Genomic DNA, 21,640 nt, shown 5'->3' on the forward strand with positions numbered 1-21,640 from the left:
CCATGAAATTAAAAGAGATATACAGCAAACCTATTGAACGTGCAGTAAACCCTGCCGTATCGGCAACCAAGTTCGACGAAGAGACAAAATGGGTAGAAATACAAGAATATGTCTTTACGGACGAAATCATGAATGGACTTTTCCGCATATTAGATGCCATTAAAAATAATCGTCCCTATGACCACGTCGGGATTTGGATCGATGGATATTATGGTTCGGGGAAATCTCACTTTTTGAAATATCTGGATTATTGCATCACACCCAACACACAAGAAGTTGCATTAAGCCGATTTACCGAAGCGGTAAAAGATATTGATCCTTTAGATGATACGCATAATCTACAATTTGACTATCGGGATATAGAATCAATAGCGAACTGGCTGAAACGAGCAACCATCGACACCTGTATCTTCAATTTGGAAACATCCTACGATAATTCTACCGACAAAAAGAAGGCTTTTCTTCATGTTTTTTGGAATGAATTTAATGGTAAACGTGGATTCAATAAATTCAACATTACCATGGCTCAACACTTAGAGAAGCCATTGGCGGAGAAAGGTGTATTCGAGGCTTTCAAGCAACGCATTGCCGAAGAGGGAGGTGATTGGAATGACCCTGGCATGGCTGCCGATATGATAGACAATGAACTATCTATGGTTCTTGATATTGCTGCCGAGTTAGCTCCTTCTTTAGATAAAGAGAGTATCCGTGAACGAATCATTAAGCGCGATACGAATATGAGTATCGAGCGTTTCGGAGGAGAACTGGCTGCTTATCTGAAAGACAAAGGCGATGATTACCGTCTCATCCTTTTAGCCGACGAAGTGAGTCAGTTTATTAACAAAGAGAGAGACCGCTACCTGAATCTACAGGAAATTATCACGAAGCTTTCCGAGTCCTGCGGCAATAAAGTATGGGTGGCTTGTACCGCACAGCAGGATCTTTCCGAAATTATGGACGACTGCCACATTGTTGAAGAAAAAGATAAAGAGGGAAAAATTAAAGGACGTTTTGAAGTAAAGGTATCACTCAAAGGTACACAACCCGAAGTTATTACCCAAAAACGTATCTTGGATAAAAAGGAGGAGGTAATAGACGATCTGGGCGATTTGTACAATCAAACAAAAGCTTCGTTCGACTTACAATTCAAACTACCCGCTACCTACAAGGGATATGAATCCAAAGAAGACTTTATCGCTTACTATCCGTTTGTACCTTATCAGTTCAAACTGATTATGCAAGTATTCAACTCATTTTTGAACTTAGGCTATGTGGCGAAAGAGGTAAAAGGGAATGAGCGTAGCATTATCAAAGTGATTCACTCGACTGCCAAGGCAAACATGGACGCTGACTTGGGTAAGTTTATATCCTTCGATGAGCTGTACAACAATATGTTTGAAGAGGGCTTGCAAGCACGTGGCCAGCGTGCGGTGAACAATGCCGTCCAGATGGCACGTGCCTATTCGACCAATCCCAAATTAGCTGTACGGGTGGCAAATGTGCTCTTTATGATTTGTAATATTTCGCAAACTGACCAGTTGGTATTTCCCGCCACGCTCGATAATATTACTAGCCTATTGGTAAACGATGTGGATACTCCTCGTTTGAATATTAAAAACGATGTAGAGAAAGTGATCGACTATCTTTGCGACAACAATATTATCCGACGCGAACAAAGCAAACAGGGTGCTCCCGAAACCTATCAATTCTATTCGGAAGAGGAGATGCGCGTAGCTACGCTGATCAAGACCCAGCAAGTAGACACCAACACCCAAGCAGAACAGCTCAAAGATATTTTTTTCAAACATTTCTCAAATCTACGAAACAAAGAGCAGTATAAAACTCGTTCTTTCTCTGTCGGAGTTACTATAAAACAACGTTTTTTTCTAACTACCAACAATCCGGATGTTCAAATTGAATTTGCGATGGATGCGGATTGGGATAATGCCGACCAATTAGCCTTGCAAAATGGCGCACAAAATCGACTAATCTTTTATATCGCTCCACAGTTTCAAGCCAACAAGCGTTTATTCAATAACTTCTATTGGTTCTGTCAGGTGCAACGCTACATGGCGACCCCCGTTATGAATGAAGATAACGCCAACACACGCAAAGAGTTTCAAAAACGTGCAGCGGAGGTGCTCTCTTCTCATATTATTCCTGAGTTTCAAAAGATATTAGATAGTTGTCCCGTTATTAGCGGTATGGCGGTAATAGACAATTCGGAACTTTCAGCCAAATATGGTACGCAGCGTTATGAGGCAGCCATACAAAAACACTTATCTTCAATCTATACCGATGCTGTATTGGTGGACAACCCGGAAATACCTCGCACAACAGATGGATTGCGTAAGGCTATACTGCGCCCGGTCAATCCGGGTGATTACGATGGTCTGGGTGCCGAAATGACTACTGCCGAAAAGCGTGTAGAAAACTATTTAAGCAAGCAATTTGGCGAAGTAAATGTATCGGAAGTGCTTGCCAAGTTTGCCAAAGCTCCTTTCGGTTGGGATAATATCTGCACCTTATATGTCATCAACGAATTGGTACGCCGACACCGAAGGGATTACTCCTACGCCAACAACCCCAATGTCGAACTGGCGACGGTAGCGAATAAAATTGCAGGTGAGTCGAATAAATTCACACTTCGAGAGGCTACTGCCATCTCACAAGATATACTCAATCGGTTTATGGAGAGTTGGAAAGATATATTCGGGGTTACGGAAGTCTTTTCCACAAACGACAGTGCACAACTTTTCCGAATGTGTCGAGAAGATGGAAATGAACGTAGCCTCACCAAGCGTAGAGATGCCTACAATCGTTTAGTAAACAATCACGCCCAATATCCATTTATCGCTCCTATTCGAGAGATGACAGCACTTTTTGATGAGTGGATGACAGAGCGTGATCCTGAAAAATTCTTCAACGCCGTAATCAACGACCGAGAAAAAGCGCACGCAATGATGGATACCTGCAAAGAGGTAAACCAATTTATCAACGATCAGCTACCAAACTACAAATCCATTCGTGATTTTGTGCGTGAAAACAGCGATAATTTCCGTTTTGTGCCGGATCAATTGCAACCAGAAGTGGTAGAGATTAGTAAGATAGAAACGGCAGCGTGGCCTATCCGTATCCGTGATTATATGAAAATGCGCACCAACTTAACCACCGCATTGGGAGAGGTGAAAAAAGAGCTGCGCGAGAAGATCACTAAAGCGTATAACAATGCTTATGAACTATTGGAACGTGGCTGCGAAGCAGAAAATGTAGATAAGTCGGTTCTTTCAAATAAAGAGGCAACCATCCAAGTTAAAACGTCCCCTCAAAATATTCTTGCCCTGCAAAACAACCTCAATACGGATAGCTTTTACGCAGAACAGGCAGAGCGTATTCAGAGAGCGATAAAGCCTGTAAAACCTTATCCGCTTAATACAGGCAAGGGCGACGATAATAGAGTGGCTGAGCCTCATGTGAAAAATATCAGTTTGCAAACCCGCACTATAAAACCGCTGCATGTAGAAAGCGACGTCGATGCCTATCTGGCTAAATTGAAGGAGCAATTAATGAAGCAGATAAAAGAGGGGCATTCGGTAATGATTATTAAATAAGATACAACATGGATACCAATCAAATAAAAAGATTTGCCATTGAAGCACGCAACAAATTAAAAGAGGGCGTGGCAATGAAAATGGCTTCTCTGGGTTTTACAAAAAAAGGAGATGTGGCAGAGAATATGCGTCCTACCTTGATACAGGGCGGTTCGCTTTGGAAGGGACAGATTCAAACGGAGACATTTTTCCACCAGTGGATGTCGCTCTATATCCGCATTCAAGACAAAGGGATGAACGTAGTATACGAAGAGGCTGCCTACACTTGGTTTAACCGCCTGGTGGCTATTCGCATCTTGCAAAAGAACGGATTGGCAGAACCTATTCTCGACTTTGCCGACGAAGCACGTACCCCACGCATTGTTGACGAAGCACGGGGAGGGCGCATCCCCCAAATGACCGAAGAGGAGCGCAAGCATCTGATGGAGCTATTGGACGACGATACGAAAACCACCGAACAGTTCGCTTTATTAATCACGGCTTGGTGCCATCAAAATCCTATCATTGAGAAATGTTTTGGTGCTATCGCTGACTATACAGAATTATTGTTGCCCAACAATATTTTGGCGGAAGGCGGGTTCTTGGATATGCTCAACCATACAGAGTTTATCACCGATGATGATTTCCGGTCTCCCGAACTTATTGGTTGGCTCTATCAATTCTACATCTCCGAACGCAAAGACGAGGTGTTTGCCAAGAAGGGGAAGTTTAGTGCAGACGAGATACCCGCCGCCACACAGATATTTACCCCCAACTGGATAGTGAAGTATATGGTGGAAAACAGCGTGGGACGTATCTATCTCGACAACAATCCACACGCTACGGCAATGAAGGAGAGATGGAAATACTTGGTAGATCCCGACACTCCTACACCCAAAGAAAGCAAATACCGATATAATGAGCTGACAGAACTCCGCATTGCCGACTTGGCTTGTGGCTCGGGACACATCCTCAACGAGTGTTTCGATATTCTTTACGACCTCTACATTGCCGAAGGATATACCCGCGGCGAAGCCATTGAAAATATTTTCCGCCACAACCTAACAGGCATCGACCTCGACAAGCGCGCCCAGCAACTGGCCATCTTTGCTTTGTTATTGAAAGCGTGCCAAAAAGATAGAAGCTATGTGGATGCCAAGCTATTGCCTGTGGTACTCACCATGCCGAAGCCATGGAGCGAAGCCAAGAACGGAAGCCTATCTACTGCCCTCTCACACTTCTTTAATGGATGCGAAACCCCAACCATCGTTGAAGAACTGCAAACAGCTTTCGAACTGATGAAAGATGCCGACTCATTGGGATCTATTATGAAGTTTGATATAGCAGACACCACGCGCTATGCCCTAAAGCAGGCGGTGGAGTATTGGGCGAACGAACGCTTTGTGCCCGAAGAGGTGGAAGAAATGTTGCCAAATATACAGCTGATATTGGCATTGACGGAGAGGTATGCGGCAATTGTGATGAATCCACCCTATATGGGGGGAGGAAATATGAACGAGGTGTTAGGTAAGTATGTGAAGAAGAATTATGAGGAGGGGAAAGCGGATTTGTTCTCTGTCTTTATGTATTTGGGTATGGAGCGATTGGAGAAGAATGGCAAGCAGGCACAAATCAATATGCAGAGCTGGATGTTTCTCTCGTCTTTCGAGAAACTACGCCATACATTCTTGACTAATTATCATCTCGACAATATGCTACACCTTGGACCACGTACATTCGATGAACTTTCGGGTGAGGTGGTGCAGAATACGGCTTTTGTGTTTACAAAGGATATGCCTCAAGAACAAGGGGGTACATACCACCGACTGATTGATGGAAAGAGTTGTAGAGCGAAAGAGGAGATGTTTTTGGCAGGAGAGAATTGCTATACGAAGGTATCTCAACAGAACTTTAACAAGATTCCGGGAAGTCCGATTGGGTATTGGGTTTCATCTTCGTTCTGTGAAACTCTTAAAAAAAAGACATTAGGAGACGTTGCTCATCCAAGAAGAACTATTCAATGTGGTGATGTTGTAAAATATATACATTTTTGGCATGAAGTATCTAATTCTTGTATCGAAAAAACAATAAATTTAGAGAAATTAAAGCAATCATCGTTTACATGGTTTAGATTTACGAGTGGAGGAAATGCTCGTCGTTGGTATGGGAATATAGATAGTGTTTTGTTTTGGAGAAACAATGGTTATACGATAAAAACAACCGGAAAAGCAATAATCCCCAACGAAGATTTATATTTCAGAAAGTGTGTTGGATATAACAGAATTACTTCTAATGGAATAACTGCTCGATATATACAACAAGGAATTTTAGTAGGAGATGCAACGTCAATAATAGTACCAAAAACTCAGAATAATTACTATTTAGGGTTATTAAACTCAAAGGTGTCCACATATTCGATGGCTGTGTATAATCCTACATTGGCTGCTCAAACAGGAAGTTTAAGTAAAATTCCGATATTATTTGATAATGTCGGAAATATTGAAAACATTGTTGATATATCTATTTCTTTCTCCCGCCTCGACTGGGACGCCCACGAAACCTCTTGGGACTTCCAAACCAATGAACTTATTGCACTATCCCAAGAAGGATTAGGTAATATTCAAGCAAGTATCAACGATGAACCTGCCATGAATTATTATTCCTTAGAATTACTCTATCAAGAATACAAAACCAAGTGGACAACTATGTTCCACCAGCTCCACGCCAACGAAGAAGAGCTCAACCGTCAATTTATCGACATCTACGGCTTGCAAGACGAACTTACCCCCGATGTTCCGTTAGAAGAGATTACTATTCTTCAACAAGGCGAAGTGAAGATAGTAGACGGAGCATTGCAGTTCCAAGCCGATGTAGTAATCAAGCAACTCATCTCTTACGCCATCGGCTGCTGGATGGGACGTTATCGCCTCGACAAGCCAGGATTATATATTGCCCACCCTAATGCCAAAGAAGAGGAGATAGTAACCTATCCTTACGGAGACGAAAAGCTCACCATAGATGATGATGGTATCATTCCAGTATTGCCCTACGAGTGCCCCTTCGAGGATAACTTACAGAATCGTATTGTCGATTTTGTGCGTATCGCCTTTGGCAATGATTCACTTGCCGAAAACTTAAACTTTGTGGAGCAATGCTTAGGTAGCACCATCGAGAAATACCTCGATAAGGAGTATTGGAAAAATCATAAGAAAATGTATCAGAACCGCCCTATCTATTGGTTGTGGTCATCAAAAAAAGGTGCCTTCAAGGTAATTAGCTATATGCACCGCATGGATGCCTATACCGCAGAACGTGTGCGCTCTAAATACCTATTGCCTTATATTGAATACCTGAACAATAAAATTGCCGACCTCGAAAGCCGCGCAGCCCAGCTATCGGTAGGTGAGAGTCGTAAGCTCGATGCCCTGCGCAAAGCTCATACCGAATGTGTGGAATACCACGAACGCCTGCAGGTAGTAGCCGAGCAAGCTATCGCTTTCGATCTCGATGATGGCGTGGTGGTGAATTATGCGAAGTTTGGTGATGTGTTGGCAAAAATAAAGTAAACGACGGGAAAGACTATCTTGGAAGAGATTGGGAGATAAATGAATAAATGATATGGTACAAAACAGAATATACAACTACTTCGTTAGAAACCCGCAGCTTCATATACTGTTTGTTTTCGACCGAATGAATATCATCGAAACAGAACTAAAAGAGGTGGAGTGGAAAGAGGGATATCTTTATCAGGTTTTTGATGGGACGTGGTTTGCTACCAAGTATGCAATAGAGAATGATTGGAAAGATAAAAAAATAGTGCTGCTTTTTCCTAAAAACACTTACCCGCATAGCGAAGCCGCACAATTAGAGTTTCCGCTCTTAGATATGCTGATGGCGAATATGGAGTACAAAGAGGATGATTACGCCTCCTTTATGCAGCAATTTGGTTTGCCTCCAAAGTTTAATTCGTTTGTTCAGCGCAATGTAACTGAGTTGATGACCTCAAAAATCAACACAATATTGAGCGGGCAAATTACTGCCGATACCTTTACAGAAGATTTGGCATGTCGTGCGTTCATCTCCTCCTATTTGGGCGAGAAGAAGCTCTTGGAATGGGATGCTATTATTGTTCGAATGATTATTTCGGGAGCGAACAGCGAAGAGAAAAAACATATCGACCTCTTTCGCCGCATAGAAAAGAATTTAGATGCTAAGAAAGCCATTGACAATAAGCTGACCGCTCTCTTTGGGTTCTCGTACGATCGAAATTCTGAGACAAAAATGAAAGAGGTTGCCGAAAGTTTGAAATACAACTCTATGACACAGCTACTTGACAGCTCTTCAGCAGACAACTATAAGCAATACAAGGTAACCAACTCAGGCAAGCTCATTCAGCTAAACAAAATTTACGAAAAAGGCACACAAGATCGTTTATTGTCAGATAGATTCAATCAAGCGATGATCACCCTGGCAGCAGGTATCAAAGAGGAAGAGATCATTAAGGTGTACGGAATAGATGCTCCTTATTTTTATATGACCGAAACACTCTGCTGGCCTATCATCGAAGGAATGATAAAAGCGGAGCTGATTGCCGAACCGATGAAAGTGAATGAGCATATACGGGAATTAAGCTTAAAACTCCCGGAACAATCGGTCATTCAGATTGTATTTCGCTTTGTAGAACAGATGGCTCTCTATTACGAAAAAGCACGCATCATTGGGACGTTGAAACTTAACTCACCGGAGGCATACATTCAAAAGTATTTGAATGAGTTCTATTCGATAGATATGTGCTATCGCCGAGCCTTGGAGGCTTACCATGAGTTGATAACAAAAGAAATCCCCATCGATCAGGCACTCTATAAGGCAAAGCAGCAACTCGACCAAGAATATGCCAAGATTGTCAATATCTTCAATTTGGAATGGATGAGTTGCATAACGGAACAGGAAGATGGTTTCAACAGTCTATCACTAAAACGTCAGGAAGATTTCTATGCCAATGAATACGATGCTTCCTACAAACAGGTGGTGATTGTGTCGGATGCACTACGCTACGAAGTGGCTGCCGAATTGATGGAAGAGTTGGCGAAGGAGAAGCATGTTGCTACGCTCTCAGCCTATCGGGCAATGTTGCCTACCGAAACCAAGTATTGCAAACCCGCCTTGTTGCCGCACCGTACGTTGGAATGGCAGGGAAATGATTTGCTGGTAGATGGTAAGCTGTTACCGGGTATTCCGGAACGTACAGCTCATTTGGCAAACTATAAAGAAAATGCTATTTGCGTGAATTATGAGGAGGTAATGAATGCGGACCTACAATCAAACAGGACATTGTTCAAACGCCCATTGGTCTATATTTTTCATAATACGATTGATGAAGCGAGCCATTCGCAGAGTCCATTTGAGGTTATAGCTGACTGTCGGAAAGCGATCCAACAATTAGCGGTTCTGATAAATCGCCTCCATGCTTCGTGGAATGTAAACTATGTGATGCTGACTGCTGACCATGGGTTTATCTATAATGATATTCATTTTGAAGAGAAGGATAAGCATTCGATAAAAGACGATTGCATAGAGAAGAAAACACGATATTATCTGACCAATAGCCAACAAGCAATCGATGGGATTGCGAAATTCCCGTTACAATCGGCATCGGGTATGTCATCCAAAGAAGCCGTTCAAATAGCCGTTCCGCTCGGAACAAATCGGTTGGCAGCTCCGGGTGGGTATAATTTCGCTCATGGAGGCGCAACGCTTCAAGAGATGATCATCCCTGTTATTCACTCTAAATTGCGCAAGGTAGATAAGACGGAGAAGGTTAATGTTGCTCTGATGAACCCTAATCTTTCGATGGTATCCAGTAGATTGAAGTTTCAACTGATTCAATCGGAAGCGGTGTCGATGAATGTAAAAGAACGAACAATTATTTGTGGTGTGTATAATGGAGATGATTTGGTGACTGAAAGTAAAAGAGTAACATTAAACAGCACAGATTCCATCAATTTGAATAACCGGGTATATGATATTACGTTGATACTCAACAAATCGACAACTTCGACTATGTTGCAACTTCGCATCTACGATGAAGAAGATATGCTCAATCCCATCATACGGGAAACGGTAAAAAATAATACGATGATTGAACAAGATTTTTAATTCACGGAAATATGACATTACAGCAAAAAATAATGAATTCTTTCTCCGGAAAGGTGGTTCGCAAAGATTTAGCATTTCTTGTGAAGGGTGGTCTTCCTGTGCCGACCTATGTATTGGAATATCTACTGGGTCAATACTGCGCCAATGATGACGAAGAGGCCATTGAGATAGGGCTTGAAAAGGTCAAAGAAGTGATTCAAAACAATTACGTTCATCGAGCAGATGCTGAATCTGTAAAAGGGAATATTCGAGAAGCCGGGAGGTACCGCATTATCGATAAGGTGACGGCAGTTCTCAATGAAAAATCGGATGAGTACCAAGCCTCGTTTGCCAATCTTGGATTAACGAATGTGCCTATCGGCACGCAATATGTAAACTCAAATCCCAAATTACTTTCCGGTAATGGCGTATGGTGCATAGTCACTCTTGGTTATATTCACGGGGAAGATATAAAAGTTCGCTGGGAGATACAAACACTGAAGCCAATTCAAATTTCAAATATAGACTTGCAAGAATATATTGAACAACGTAAGAATTTTACGACAGACGAATGGCTTGATTTTATGATTCATACGATCGGATTAAATCCTGAAATGTTGAATCGTCGGGAGAAATTTATTTCACTTGCTCGTTTACTTCCTCATGTCGAAAGCAACTTCAATTTTATGGAGCTCGGACCGAAAGGAACTGGGAAGTCTCATGTTTTTCAAGAGCTATCGCCTTATGGAGTGCTTATAAGTGGCGGCGATGTAACAAGTGCCCGACTATTTGTAAAAATGCAAGGAAACAGGGAGATATTGGGGTTGGTTGGCTATTGGGACGTGGTGGCTTGGGACGAGTTTGAACAACAAAAAGGACGAAACGTAGATGCCGTATTGATTGATACCATGCAAAACTATTTGGCAAATAAATCATTCAATAGAGGAAAAGCGACCCACGAGGCATCTGCATCAATGACTTTTGTAGGAAATACAAAACATACCGTACCTTATATGTTGAAAAACTCGCATTTGTTTGAGTCGATACCAACTTCTTTTATCAAGGGTGCTTTTTTAGATAGAATCCACCTTTATAATCCGGGATGGGAGATTCGTATGTTGAAGAAAGAGAGTTTCTCTACCGGTTATGGTTTAATCACGGACTATATTGCTGCCGTATTGCATGAACTTCGTAACAAGGATTTAACCAGTCTATTGAAGGATTATGCAAAATTTGATCCGTCGCTATCGGAGCGTGATCATTTGGCTATCCGCAAAACATTCTCCGGAATGCTTAAAATTCTATATCCCGATGGGAATATAACGAGTGAAGAGGCATTCGAGTTGGTCGATTTTGCGGCGGAAAGTAGAAAGCGTGTAAAAGATCAATTATATATTATTGATGAAACGTTTAGAGCAGAACCAGCTTCTTTCAAATATCTCAACTTGAAAAATGGGAACGAGGTATTTGTAGAAACCTTGGAAAATATTAGCAATGGTATAACTCCTTCAGCTATTCCTGTAAGCAACACCTTAGATGATGCTGATGTAATACCAATGAACAAAGGAGAGGAACCCAGATCTCAATTAGAACCTTCTGATACAGAAAAAACAAAGCGTAATCGCATCGCTGTCCTTCAAGAGAAGAGTTTGTCTTTTCGCATGGGACAAACGGGAGCTTCTTATGAAAAGCTCTTTGCAGCATATCTCGAAAAAGCAAATGAAATTACGATTGAAGATCCCTATATCCGTGCACCATGGCAGATTCGAAACTTTGTAGAATTTGCAACCATGCTTGTAGATACCAGGCCAGTTGATGACTTGAAATTAACATTAATAACCAACGAGGAAGATGAAAAACTCCCGGATTTAATTGACCGCTTGGATGATATTAAAGATGATCTTGCCGGATATGGAATAACCTTTGAGTATAAGTTTAGGGATTTTCACGATCGTTGTATCAGAACAGATACTGGCTGGACGATTACATTGGGTAGAGGATTAGATATTTTTGAAAAATACAATCCTTATTCTGTCGCAGCATCGCGCCAAGAAAAGCGAAAATGTAAAGAGTTTATAATTGCTTATAATAAGGAGTAGACAAAAAAGAACTTGTTTTTTACAATACCATATTATTAGATGCATATTAAGGACTTCGGTCTATATTATATTTTGTAACACTTAAAAAAATATGCCTATGAATGGATTATTGAACCAGAAGTTTTTTAGACTATTGTCTGAACCTTCGCAAGTGTCTATGCAAGAGATTCAAGTTGCTTATGATGCATTTATTAAAGAATTTACAGAGATTAGTAGTTCTGAAGAAGATTACTCGAAAGTGTTTCGTCTATTGAATCACTCCCGCATTGAGTTAGATTCATTGAAAATATCGCCACTACTCGAGTCTGGGGGGGGGTGTGGTTAAATCCAACTACATTCAAAAGGCCTTAAGCTTTCTAAATGCTGAAATGGATTTACTGAAACTAAAAATACAATATCCTGAAAGCTTTCCCAAAACAGAAGAAAGTGCTTTTAAGTTTAATCTTTATATAACGCCGAAAGCAAAAGGATTGGGTATTATTGGCATAGCCGAATTAGTAGTGAGCATTTTCCTGTCTAAAGAAGTTAAAGACAGAAATGGCAATCCGGCTTCTTTAATACAACTGGCAAAAGCTTTCGAATATGTTTTTAACTTCAGTTTTGGGAACATATATGATAAACAAGCAGAAGTCTATAATCGAAAGCCTTGCAATTTGACTAAGTCATTGAATTTTCTTAAAGGCGTTTTGGAACGAGCGAGGAAAACCAAGCGTCTGAAAGAAAATGAACAAGAATGATTTTGTATTTCTTTGAATAACAGCGAAATGCAATTCCGTTTTCGGGGAGTAGTTAACTACTCCCTCTGTTTTTATATGATTCTTTTCCAGACCTTTGCAGCGAATCAACAAGTTGCAATTATGGAAGTCATAACAATAGACAGCCAAGCATACAAAGAGCTGGTATCTAAAATCAACGCAATAGCAAAGTTCGTTGTCGATCATCAAGATGATGACACTGCCAACCCTGATGAAATGTGGGTGGATAGTTACGAAGTATGCACTTTTCTGAAAATCAGCGAACGCACACTCCAACGCTTACGCAGTAAGCGGCTGATTTCTTATTCCATTATTTCCGGCAAATCATATTACACTATTGCGGAAATTAAACGAATGCTCTCCGAAAAGAGAATCCGCAGTACCGATGAATGTATGAATGACCTAATAAAAAATCATCAACTCCATGCTCAACAAAGACGAATTATTAAGACGGACAAATAACGGTTTGGACGTATTCAAACACTACATTTCGTCTGTGCAGTGGAAAACCGGACGTAATTTTCTCAATCCTTTGTATGAAGACCGCAAGGCATCGTGTAATGTGTATTTTGATCGTCGCAATGGAGTTTACAAAATCAAAGACTTCGGCAACGATGATTATAGCGGCGATTGCTTTTTCTATGTTGGTAAGCTAAAAGGATTGGATTGTGGCAATGGTACTGATTTCGTGGAAATACTGAAAACTATAAATAGTGATTTGTCTTTAGGGTTAGACAGTTCAGATTATAGAAGTCATATACCACATTCTATCCCGCAAAAGAGTAATCCGACTCCTCCTGAACCACCTAAAAACAAACCTTACAATGTCATACAACAGAAATTCTCTCAAAAAGAACTGGATTTTTGGATGCAGTCAGGTATCACTCCCGAAGTATTGAAACAATACAAAGCCGTATCTCTGAAAGAGTTTAGAAGTGAGAATAAAGAAGGAAAACCATTTTACTATACTTCTTCCGAAAGCGAACCGATTTTCGGATATATGGGTAAACGGTATGTGAAAATCTACCGACCGTTTTCGGAAGTTCGCTTCCTATATGGTGGTAATATAGGAGATAACTATTGCTTTGGACTGGAACAATTACCTGCCAAAGGAGATACGCTGTTCATTACCGGCGGAGAAAAAGATGTGATGACATTAGCTGCTCACGGCTTCCATGCAATTTGCTTCAACAGCGAGACTTCCACTATTCCGACAGGAATAATCTATAAACTCACTTTCCGCTTTAAGCATATTGTACTGCTTTATGATGCAGACAAAACAGGAATAGAAGCCGCAATCAGACATGAAAAAGCATTGGTGGAATATGGTGTAAAACGGCTTTTATTGCCAATTTCAGGAGAGAAAAAAGACAAAGATATAACCGATTATTTCAGCAAAGGAAATAACCGAAAGGAGTTCCGACAACTATTCATCGACTTTCTTGACAATTTATATAACGAAACAATGACCATGCTAAAATCCTGTGAAATTGATTTCAACAATCCTCCCGCAAAAGCCGAAGAAGTTATTTCCGCCGGAGATGTGCCACTTGGTACGCAAGGAAATATTCTTTGTATCACTGGTGGAGAGGGAACAGGGAAAAGTAATTATGTTGCTGCCCTGATTGCAGGTTCGATAGTCAAAGATAATCGCACCATTGACACCTTGGGCATGAATGTCCGTAACAACTCTGACAGTAAAGCCGTTCTGCTTTATGATACAGAACAATCCGAAGTGCAACTCTTTAAGAATGTTTCCAATCTCTTGAAACGTGCCAAATTGAACGAAAAGCCGGAAGAACTGCGGGCGTTTTCCCTTACAGGAATGTCTCGAAAAGAACGACTGCACTTCATACTTCTGATAAGTCGCTTTCGACTTACTAATGCCAATGAGTCGCTCAACATCTTCATTGTGACGGGTAAATTGTTCAAGTAGATTGTGAGCGTTTGTTGTTCCGCCAAGAAAGTAATTCTTCACTTTTTCTGCAGTAACGTTCGCATCACTCAGCAAAAGTTCATTATATACATTAAATAAAGCGGATTTGGTTTTGTCAATGATAGAATTGATTTCAACGACCTCGCTTGTTCGTCCAACTGCTCTCCCTGCCTTCACTTCCCAAATTGCAGGATCAACATCTTTTTTAATGCCAAACCGTGCTTCTTGCTTGTCGATAGTTATTCGACAGAAAATAGGGGTATGGCCATTTGCTTTTGTCTTATCTCTTTTCAGAAAAAAGAGCACTCTAAATGTACTTCTCATAACTCAAATTTTAATGTTACAAACTTAGTTTAACTATCTCAATTTGAGTATTGTGCAATGCTGCCAAATCCAGACAACAGACTGCCAATTTTGGACAATTCGTACCCCTTTTTAAAAAATTCCAAAAGGGGTACGATTTAGAGCGCAAAGTATGTCCCTTTTTGGCATTTTCCTGTCTTTTTCACTGGACTGTATAGAAGCAAAAAACCCTACAAGTCATTGAACTTGTAGGGTTTGTCTACTTTTTGGCTGCTCTTGGCTTTGCCTTCCAGCGGAGAGAGAGGTTTGTGAACCAAACTCTCGTATCTCGTTGTATATAAATCTTCTATGTATTTTGATAAATCATCTGTGTAGCATTTTTGTAGCAGTACTTTGACTGCTTAATGACTACCATTCTGACCACCTTTTGAAAGCACGACCGCTCTCTTTTCTTGGGTACAAAGGTATATAAAATTGTACCAACCTCCAAATCTTTGTGCCATAAATATTTAGAGATTTTACTGCTACACTTTCCAGTGCAAGGTGCAAGCCCTTATATATAAAGGGTCTTGCACCTTGCACTGGAGGGATTTTGTCTATGTGGCAGACGATTGAAATTTTAATACTTCCCAATATGATTCACGATAGATCGTCAATTTATATATAGATGCCCTTTGCATCCGCCACCAAACAAATAATTGCATCTGAAGCATGACTACTTGCAGAGGGTACATAAACTTGCGTGTGACGGGTTGCTCGTGCCGAGATGTCTCTATAACTTTATATCTATGAAAAGGTTACTGGAATTTCTTAGAAATGAGAGACTGAACAAATGTCTGAAACAAGCGTATCTGGCTGAAAAGTTGGGAGTTGATGAAAGTACAATATCCCGATGGGAGTCTGGTCAGATTACAATGACTTTTCTCCAAATAGAGAGCTATGCCTCCGCTTTGGAGATAGATGTATATGAGATGTTTGCATTTCTCGCAAGCAACGGAGAAGACTCGCCCAGACCTATCGCTGAGGTGTACGTTGAAGTATATACGCAAGATACCTATAACTCACTCATGCAATATCTAGCGAAGTTAGGGATGGACATAGCAATTAAAAACACCAAGTTGAAAAGATGGAAATAATCGCAGTAGAAAGCCAGGCCTATCAGGATTTGATAGACAGGCTCAACCGAATTGAGCAGTATGTCGAGCGTACCTCCCGTCTTATTCAGGATATAGATGATGAGCTGGAGATGACTACGAAAGACCTTATCGGGACTCTGAATGTTTCAGAGTCCACCCTTTACCGCTGGCGTAAGAAACAGTTGGTGCGTTATCGCTACACGGAGAGTGGCGACGTGCGCTACTTCTTCAAGTCTATCGTGATAGCCACGAAATGCAACCGCCTCCGTGTCTCCGGCATGAGGAATGATGAGGTTCTTGGTCGGCTCAACCGTTTCAAGGACAATCTCATCATGAGTTCATGCCTTAATCCTAAAAACCGACAACTATGATAGATAAGGAACAGATTCTTTTACTTACACAAGGAGGTTTGAATGTGTTTTCACATTTCCTTGGCTTTGAAGTGAACATTCACCGAAACTTCCGCAGCCCATTCTATGACGACAGGCGGGCTTCATGCCATATCTACTATGATAGGAAAACTTCTTCCTATAAGTTCTATGATCATGGGGATACCACCTATTCGGGAGACTGTTTCTGGTTTGTGGCAACCCTGCGAGGCTTAAATCTGAAAACCGATTTTCCAGAAGTCTTGAAAATCATCGTCCAAGAACTTGGACTGTATTCCTTGTATGACGATGAGAGGTGTAGCAAGGGCAAGTGTGCAGCACCAACCCATAAAAGTCCGATTGTTTCCAACTCTAAGGCTGATATTGCTAAAAGTACCGAAGAACGCCCATATAGTTTCGAGATACAGCCATTCGACAATGGGCTGCTGAACTATTGGGCGCATTATGGCATCCATGAGGATACACTCCGACGCTTTCGTGTACGGAGTCTTAAACGCTATGAAAGTGTATCTGCTGAAGGCAAGAAGTTTGAACTTTATGGTTCACCTACGGAACCTATGTTTGCCTATATCGGAAACGGCTATGTCAAGATATACCGCCCCCACAGTCCAAAAATCCGCTTTCTCTATGGCGGACGGATGCCTGTCACTTATTGCTTCGGTATGGAGCAGATTCCCACCAAAGGAGACATGCTCTTCATTACAGGCGGAGAAAAGGATGTGCTCTCGTTGTATGCACACGGGTTCAATGCCATCTGCTTCAACAGTGAAACGGCACAGATACCGACAAGCATCATTGAGAGCCTTCAGCTTCGCTTCCGGCACATCATACTTCTGTATGATGCCGACGAGACAGGTGTACGTGAGAGTCACAGGCAAGCAGAACATCTAGCGGAGTTCAAGGTGCTGAACCTTTCACTTCCGCTAAGTGGCACGAATTCTGAAAAAGACATTTCTGATTTCTTTGCCTTGGGTAATGGAGCGAAAGAACTGAAAGAACTGCTTGCCAAGATGTTTACAGACCTATACAGCCAAACCATGATGATGCTTCGCTCTTGTGAAATTGATTATGAAAACCCGCCGGATATTTCCAAGTCAGTAGTGGCGGTAAACAGTGTGCCACTCGGCACGCAGGATAACCTGTTCTGTATCACCGGAGGTGAGGGCACGGGCAAGAGTAACTATGTGGGTGCGATTCTTGCCGGAGCATTGGGAGAAGAACGGCTGCCAATAGAAAGAACCTTGGGATTGGAGATTACCGCCAACCCCAAAGGTTTGGCAGTCCTGCACTATGACACGGAGCAGTCCGAGGCACAGCTCCACAAGAATTTGGGCAAGACGCTGCGCCGGGCTTCATTGACGGCAGTACCGGACTTTTACCATTCCCTGTACCTCGCCTCTCTGTCCCGCAAGGACAGGCTGAAGCTGATCCGCGAGAGTATGGACTTGTTCCATCACAAGCATGGAGGTATCCACCTCGTGGTAATTGACGGCATAGCCGACCTGATACGTTCCGCCAATGATGAAACGGAGAGCATAGCCATTGTGGATGAACTTTACCGCTTGGCAGGGATTTATAATACCTGCATTATCTGCGTGCTACACTTCGTACCGAATGGCATCAAACTCCGTGGGCACATCGGTTCGGAGCTTCAGCGCAAGGCAGCAGGTATTCTCTCCATAGAGAAAGATGACAATCCCGAATACTCGGTTGTAAAGGCATTGAAAGTCCGTGACGGAAGTCCGTTGGACGTACCGATGATGCTTTTCGGCTGGGATAAGGCTGAGGATATGCACGTCTATCGCGGTGAGAAATCCAAGGAGGACAAGGAAAAGCGCAAGACCGATGAACTTATTGGTGTTGTCAGAGAGGCTTTCCGAAATTCTTCCAAGCTCACTTACCAAGAGCTTTGTGAGGTTCTGATGCGGGAGATGGAAATCAAGGACAGGACCGCGAAGAAATACATCGCCTACATGAAAGAACAGCGTATCTTGGCACAGGATACCAATGGTAACTATCAAAAAGGAGAACTATGCCGTACATAGACTACAATACAGAAGATACTTGGCAGAAACGCCTGTTCGACAAGCTGATGAGCGTCGAGGACAAACTCGACCGCCTGCTTGTCCTGCAAGAGCAATCCGTCGATACAAATGTCCGTCCACCCTTGAAACCCGAATATCTGGACATCATAGATGTATCCAAAATTTTGAAAGTGGAGCAAAAAACCATTTACAACTGGGTTTGGGCTGGGAAAATCCCTTATCTTAAAGCCAATGGCAGGTTACTTTTCCTTCGGGAAGAAATAGATGAAATGGTGCGGAAACGAGATGGTTGGTAATTGATTTCTAATTAGTGTTCACTGATTAATTGACGGCCACCAGACGGACAGGTCTCAGCCCGACCCTCCAGAAGGCCACCAAGGTTAAAAATCTCAATAAATCGTACAAGGTATGACAAAGCCCCCTGAAGAACTTCATCACATTCTTGGCGAAGTAGCACATCCCAGTCCAGCATTCTGCGGTTTCGGGGAGCTTGGCTCTAATGTCGTTGGCTTGATATACTCTCTTGCCTGTACCGAACGAGCATTCGATCTCATTCCTCTGTCCCACGGCCTTGGCCATCAGGGCCTGCCTCTCAGGATTGGGCGGTTCCTTGGGAGGCCGTCCAAGTGGTTTGCAGTAGTTTCTGATTTCCAGATCTTTGAGTACGGCTCTGTTTGCCTTGTTCATATAGATTTTGTCTGCAAGGATGGTGGCAGGAAGACAGCCGAATCGCTCCTGGTATTTGTCGATTTGGAGTTGGAGGTCAGCACCCTCGTTGTAGGCATCCCAGCTGTGGTGGTCGATGAAGTTATAGCCCTCTACGATGCTGACACCGATCTTGGCGCCGAACTCCACATTTGCAGAAGCCTTTCCCCGGACAATGGGGCGTACATGGGGCTGGAAGATGCTCACTATCCTGTCTTTGCAGCTATGCTCGCCTGTGCGGAACATCTGCTCCTGCTGGAAGTACATCTTCATCGTGGCATCCAGAATCCTACGCTGGTCTTTGCGCAGGCAGTCAAGGCGGTAACGGAACCCACCTGCGGTGAGGTCTATCAGCGTGAGGATGTTCCTGTGCAGGCAACAGAGCATCTGCTCGATGGTGTCCTTCACCAGCTTGCCGCCCCTCTTCTTCATCTTCACCAGGTATCTGTAGGCGTTCCTCGCCTTACCATAATAAGTATAGGGAACGGAGATGCCTGCCGCCTTGCAGATACGCCGGATGAAGCGGTCAATGACACGGCATCCGTCATCAATAATATCCACATCTACTGGATAACGAACCTCGGCATCAGCACATGTCGCGTCAATCTTCAGTACACCTTTGTGCTCACGTCCTTTGCTGTCTGTGAAGGCTGCTGCATTCTCGTCTACGATGGGAGCGGCTGGCGGTTCTTCACCGCGATCCCTGGCTTCGTCCTCCTTGTGCTTACGCATCTCTTCCTTCATCTGTTGCTCACGCTTCAAAAGAGCCTCGGTCATCTTGTTGATGTCATCGTCGCTGATGCGCTTGCGCAGGTCAACGAAAAGGGAGGACTCAAATATCGGCTGGTCAGTGAACTCCCCAAGTCCGCAGAGATACTGCATGTAGGGATTCTCCTGGATCATCTCGATGGTGTCCTGGTCGGACAGACGGGTGATATGCTTAACGATCAGGGCACCTATCACCATGCGGGCAGGCTTGGCACTAGCTCCTACCGTCTGGTTGTTGAGTGTCTTACCGTACTGCTTCTCGTACTCTTCCCACGGGAGATGGTCGCCCAGCCAAACCCAACGGTTGTTCTTGTCCAACCCATCAAGGGAGGACCTGAAACCGTCGATGGTCAACTGCTTGTATATTGGCTTAAATCTCATCTGCTTGTCAGTTTTAACACCCAAAGGTACTCATTTTTTGTTAAACAAAAGAAGAAATAATGTTATATACACTTAAATATCAACAAGTTATTAATTAATCAGCAAACACTAATTACCTTTGCAAGTAAAAAGTTGGTTGTGGATTTATTGTACACAAAGATAACAGTACTCGCTCACTTCTTTCCATATATTGTTTGGTACTATTGAACCGATAAAGATAGCGTTGCGAACAAAAATTATTTATCATTTCTATATTTGATGCTACTTTTAATGGAAAATTCACTGCTTACAATGATTTTTCTGGCATTTTCCTTGCGTATTCAAAAAAAAAACAGTAATTTTGCAATCAATATGACCTCCCACGCTTCTCATCAGAACAGCGCACCCGGGGAGGTCTTCGAGTTTATATATGGTTATGAGGTACGAAAAGAAGCCCATAGACACATCTGAGCAGGTTAAAAGGCTATACGATCGAGGACTTAATATTGGAGACAAAAAACTTGCTTCCCAATATCTTTATAACATAAGTTATTATAGATTACGAGCATATACATACCCTTTCCAAAATAATGAGGAAGGTGCTAATCACGAATTCCTGAGAAAGGACATTTCTTTTCAAGATGTGATAGACCTTTATTGTTTTGACAGGCGTTTACGCTCTCTAATCTTCAATGCCATTGAAAAAATCGAGGTGGCATTAAGGACAAGAATCGCCTTAACTTATTCCGTTGATGAGAATGATGCCTTTTGGTTTCTCAATCATAAGCTATACTTTCAGCACGATAAGTTTATCGCATTGACACGCAACGAGATTATAGATGATAAACCTGTTGTAGGGGATTTAATGAAAGAGGTCAAGCGTAGTAATGAGGAATTTATAACTCATTATTATCAAAAATATAGCGACCCTGCTTTTCCGCCAGCGTGGATGACCTTAGAGGTTGTTTCTATGGGGACATTGAGTAAGCTGTTTTTTGCTTTGGACAAGAATAATCCTTCAAGTAAAACCATATGCAGAGATTTGGGACTATACAATGTCGATATTCTGAAGAATTGGATGCACGGTTTATCGTCTTTACGCAATACTTGTGCCCATCATAGCCGTGTATGGAATCGCCGCTTTACAATAGGATTGAAGTTTCCTTATAGAACGAATTATCCTTTCTTGTCAAAGCAAGAAGTTACAACGATAAGGGATAATAAGTTGTTTGCTTACTTATCTGTAATTTTGTATTTGCAACAAATAATCAGTCCTGACAGTTCATTTAGAAAGAGTTTGCTCACCCTATTGGAAAAATCTCCCAAATTGGTAGTTCTGAAAGATATGGGCTTTCCTGAAAAATGGAGAGAATACACTTTGTGGAAATAATACAATACGATGGTGTATCAATTATGACA

The 21,640-nt window shown here is 42.2% G+C and carries 13 protein-coding genes and 2 pseudogenes; 13 read left to right on the forward strand and 2 right to left on the reverse strand.

Annotation, left to right across the window (positions count from 1 at the left end; all coding sequences use genetic code 11):
• Positions 1–2: 2 nt before the first annotated feature.
• From brxC to B091_RS12605, 8 genes and pseudogenes are all read left to right on the forward strand, one after another.
• Positions 3–3,611 (forward strand): BREX system P-loop protein BrxC, encoded by a 3,609-nt coding sequence (brxC, locus tag B091_RS0106980; protein WP_018109295.1) that lies wholly within the window; start codon positions 3–5, stop codon positions 3,609–3,611.
• Positions 3,612–3,619: 8 nt separating this feature from the next.
• Positions 3,620–7,156: a BREX-1 system adenine-specific DNA-methyltransferase PglX gene (gene pglX, locus B091_RS0106985; protein WP_018109296.1), complete on the forward strand. Its 3,537-nt coding sequence runs from the start codon at positions 3,620–3,622 to the stop codon at positions 7,154–7,156.
• A gap of 52 nt (positions 7,157–7,208) precedes the next feature.
• Positions 7,209–9,746 (forward strand): BREX-1 system phosphatase PglZ type A, encoded by a 2,538-nt coding sequence (gene pglZ, locus B091_RS0106990; protein ID WP_025069531.1) that lies wholly within the window; start codon positions 7,209–7,211, stop codon positions 9,744–9,746.
• Positions 9,747–9,778: 32 nt separating this feature from the next.
• A complete protein-coding gene (gene brxL / locus B091_RS0106995; RefSeq protein WP_018109298.1) occupies positions 9,779–11,824 on the forward strand; it encodes a BREX system Lon protease-like protein BrxL in 2,046 nt (681 codons plus the stop codon).
• Positions 11,825–11,921: 97 nt separating this feature from the next.
• The gene (locus tag B091_RS0107000; RefSeq protein WP_025069529.1) at positions 11,922–12,149 is read left to right on the forward strand and encodes a hypothetical protein; all 228 of its coding nucleotides are present in this window, start codon (positions 11,922–11,924) and stop codon (positions 12,147–12,149) included.
• A gap of 43 nt (positions 12,150–12,192) precedes the next feature.
• On the forward strand, positions 12,193–12,561 hold the full coding sequence (locus B091_RS0107005; protein ID WP_034525100.1) for a hypothetical protein: 369 nt from the start codon (positions 12,193–12,195) through the stop codon (positions 12,559–12,561).
• A gap of 120 nt (positions 12,562–12,681) precedes the next feature.
• Positions 12,682–13,041 carry a helix-turn-helix domain-containing protein gene (locus B091_RS0107010; RefSeq protein ID WP_025069528.1) on the forward strand — a complete coding sequence of 120 codons (360 nt, stop codon included), beginning with the start codon at positions 12,682–12,684 and terminating at the stop codon, positions 13,039–13,041.
• Positions 13,004–14,437: pseudogene (locus B091_RS12605) on the forward strand (toprim domain-containing protein); the annotation flags it as partial. The gene B091_RS0107010 and the pseudogene B091_RS12605, both read left to right, overlap by 38 nt.
• 174 nt (positions 14,438–14,611) lie before the next feature.
• Here B091_RS12605 and B091_RS12985 read toward each other — a convergent pair.
• A pseudogene (locus tag B091_RS12985) lies at positions 14,612–14,839 on the reverse strand (Arm DNA-binding domain-containing protein); the annotation flags it as partial.
• A 767-nt stretch (positions 14,840–15,606) separates the two neighbouring features.
• Here B091_RS12985 and B091_RS0107020 point away from each other — a divergent pair.
• Genes B091_RS0107020 through B091_RS0107035 form a run of 4 tightly spaced genes read left to right on the forward strand, consistent with a single transcriptional unit; the run spans position 15,607 to position 18,684 of the window.
• Complete coding sequence (locus B091_RS0107020; protein ID WP_018109303.1) at positions 15,607–15,954, forward strand: helix-turn-helix domain-containing protein; 348 nt, start codon at positions 15,607–15,609, stop codon at positions 15,952–15,954.
• Positions 15,945–16,325, forward strand: a complete 381-nt coding sequence (locus B091_RS0107025) for a hypothetical protein (protein ID WP_018109304.1) — start codon at positions 15,945–15,947, stop codon at positions 16,323–16,325. The genes B091_RS0107020 and B091_RS0107025 overlap by 10 nt, the downstream gene beginning before the upstream one ends.
• On the forward strand, positions 16,322–18,388 hold the full coding sequence (locus B091_RS0107030) for a bifunctional DNA primase/helicase (protein WP_018109305.1): 2,067 nt from the start codon (positions 16,322–16,324) through the stop codon (positions 18,386–18,388). Before B091_RS0107025 ends, B091_RS0107030 begins: the two co-directional genes overlap by 4 nt.
• Positions 18,376–18,684 carry a helix-turn-helix domain-containing protein gene (locus B091_RS0107035; protein ID WP_018109306.1) on the forward strand — a complete coding sequence of 103 codons (309 nt, stop codon included), beginning with the start codon at positions 18,376–18,378 and terminating at the stop codon, positions 18,682–18,684. Before B091_RS0107030 ends, B091_RS0107035 begins: the two co-directional genes overlap by 13 nt.
• 25 nt (positions 18,685–18,709) lie before the next feature.
• Here B091_RS0107035 and B091_RS0107040 read toward each other — a convergent pair whose 3' ends face one another.
• A complete protein-coding gene (locus B091_RS0107040; RefSeq protein WP_025069527.1) occupies positions 18,710–20,242 on the reverse strand; it encodes an IS5 family transposase in 1,533 nt (510 codons plus the stop codon).
• Positions 20,243–20,657: 415 nt separating this feature from the next.
• Between B091_RS0107040 and B091_RS0107045 the strand changes: the two genes are divergently transcribed.
• Entirely contained in the window at positions 20,658–21,611 is a 954-nt protein-coding gene (locus B091_RS0107045; protein ID WP_025069526.1) for an Abi family protein, read from the forward strand.
• Positions 21,612–21,640 lie beyond the last annotated feature (29 nt).

Source organism: Bacteroides propionicifaciens DSM 19291 = JCM 14649 (assembly GCF_000375405.1).
GTDB classification, from domain to species: domain Bacteria; phylum Bacteroidota; class Bacteroidia; order Bacteroidales; family Bacteroidaceae; genus Bacteroides_E; species Bacteroides_E propionicifaciens.

Coding starts and splice junctions, on each gene's coding strand:
- B091_RS0107035 (WP_018109306.1), top strand. CDS start 18,376: ATGCCGTACATAGACTACAATACAGAAGATACTTGGCAGAAACGCCTG.
- B091_RS0107010 (WP_025069528.1), top strand. CDS start 12,682: ATGGAAGTCATAACAATAGACAGCCAAGCATACAAAGAGCTGGTATCT.
- pglZ (WP_025069531.1), top strand. CDS start 7,209: ATGGTACAAAACAGAATATACAACTACTTCGTTAGAAACCCGCAGCTT.
- pglX (WP_018109296.1), top strand. CDS start 3,620: ATGGATACCAATCAAATAAAAAGATTTGCCATTGAAGCACGCAACAAA.
- B091_RS0107000 (WP_025069529.1), top strand. CDS start 11,922: ATGAATGGATTATTGAACCAGAAGTTTTTTAGACTATTGTCTGAACCT.
- B091_RS0107030 (WP_018109305.1), top strand. CDS start 16,322: ATGATAGATAAGGAACAGATTCTTTTACTTACACAAGGAGGTTTGAAT.
- B091_RS0107040 (WP_025069527.1), bottom strand. CDS start 20,242: ATGAGATTTAAGCCAATATACAAGCAGTTGACCATCGACGGTTTCAGG.
- brxC (WP_018109295.1), top strand. CDS start 3: ATGAAATTAAAAGAGATATACAGCAAACCTATTGAACGTGCAGTAAAC.
- B091_RS0107005 (WP_034525100.1), top strand. CDS start 12,193: ATGGATTTACTGAAACTAAAAATACAATATCCTGAAAGCTTTCCCAAA.
- B091_RS0107045 (WP_025069526.1), top strand. CDS start 20,658: ATGAGGTACGAAAAGAAGCCCATAGACACATCTGAGCAGGTTAAAAGG.
- brxL (WP_018109298.1), top strand. CDS start 9,779: ATGAATTCTTTCTCCGGAAAGGTGGTTCGCAAAGATTTAGCATTTCTT.
- B091_RS0107020 (WP_018109303.1), top strand. CDS start 15,607: ATGAAAAGGTTACTGGAATTTCTTAGAAATGAGAGACTGAACAAATGT.
- B091_RS0107025 (WP_018109304.1), top strand. CDS start 15,945: ATGGAAATAATCGCAGTAGAAAGCCAGGCCTATCAGGATTTGATAGAC.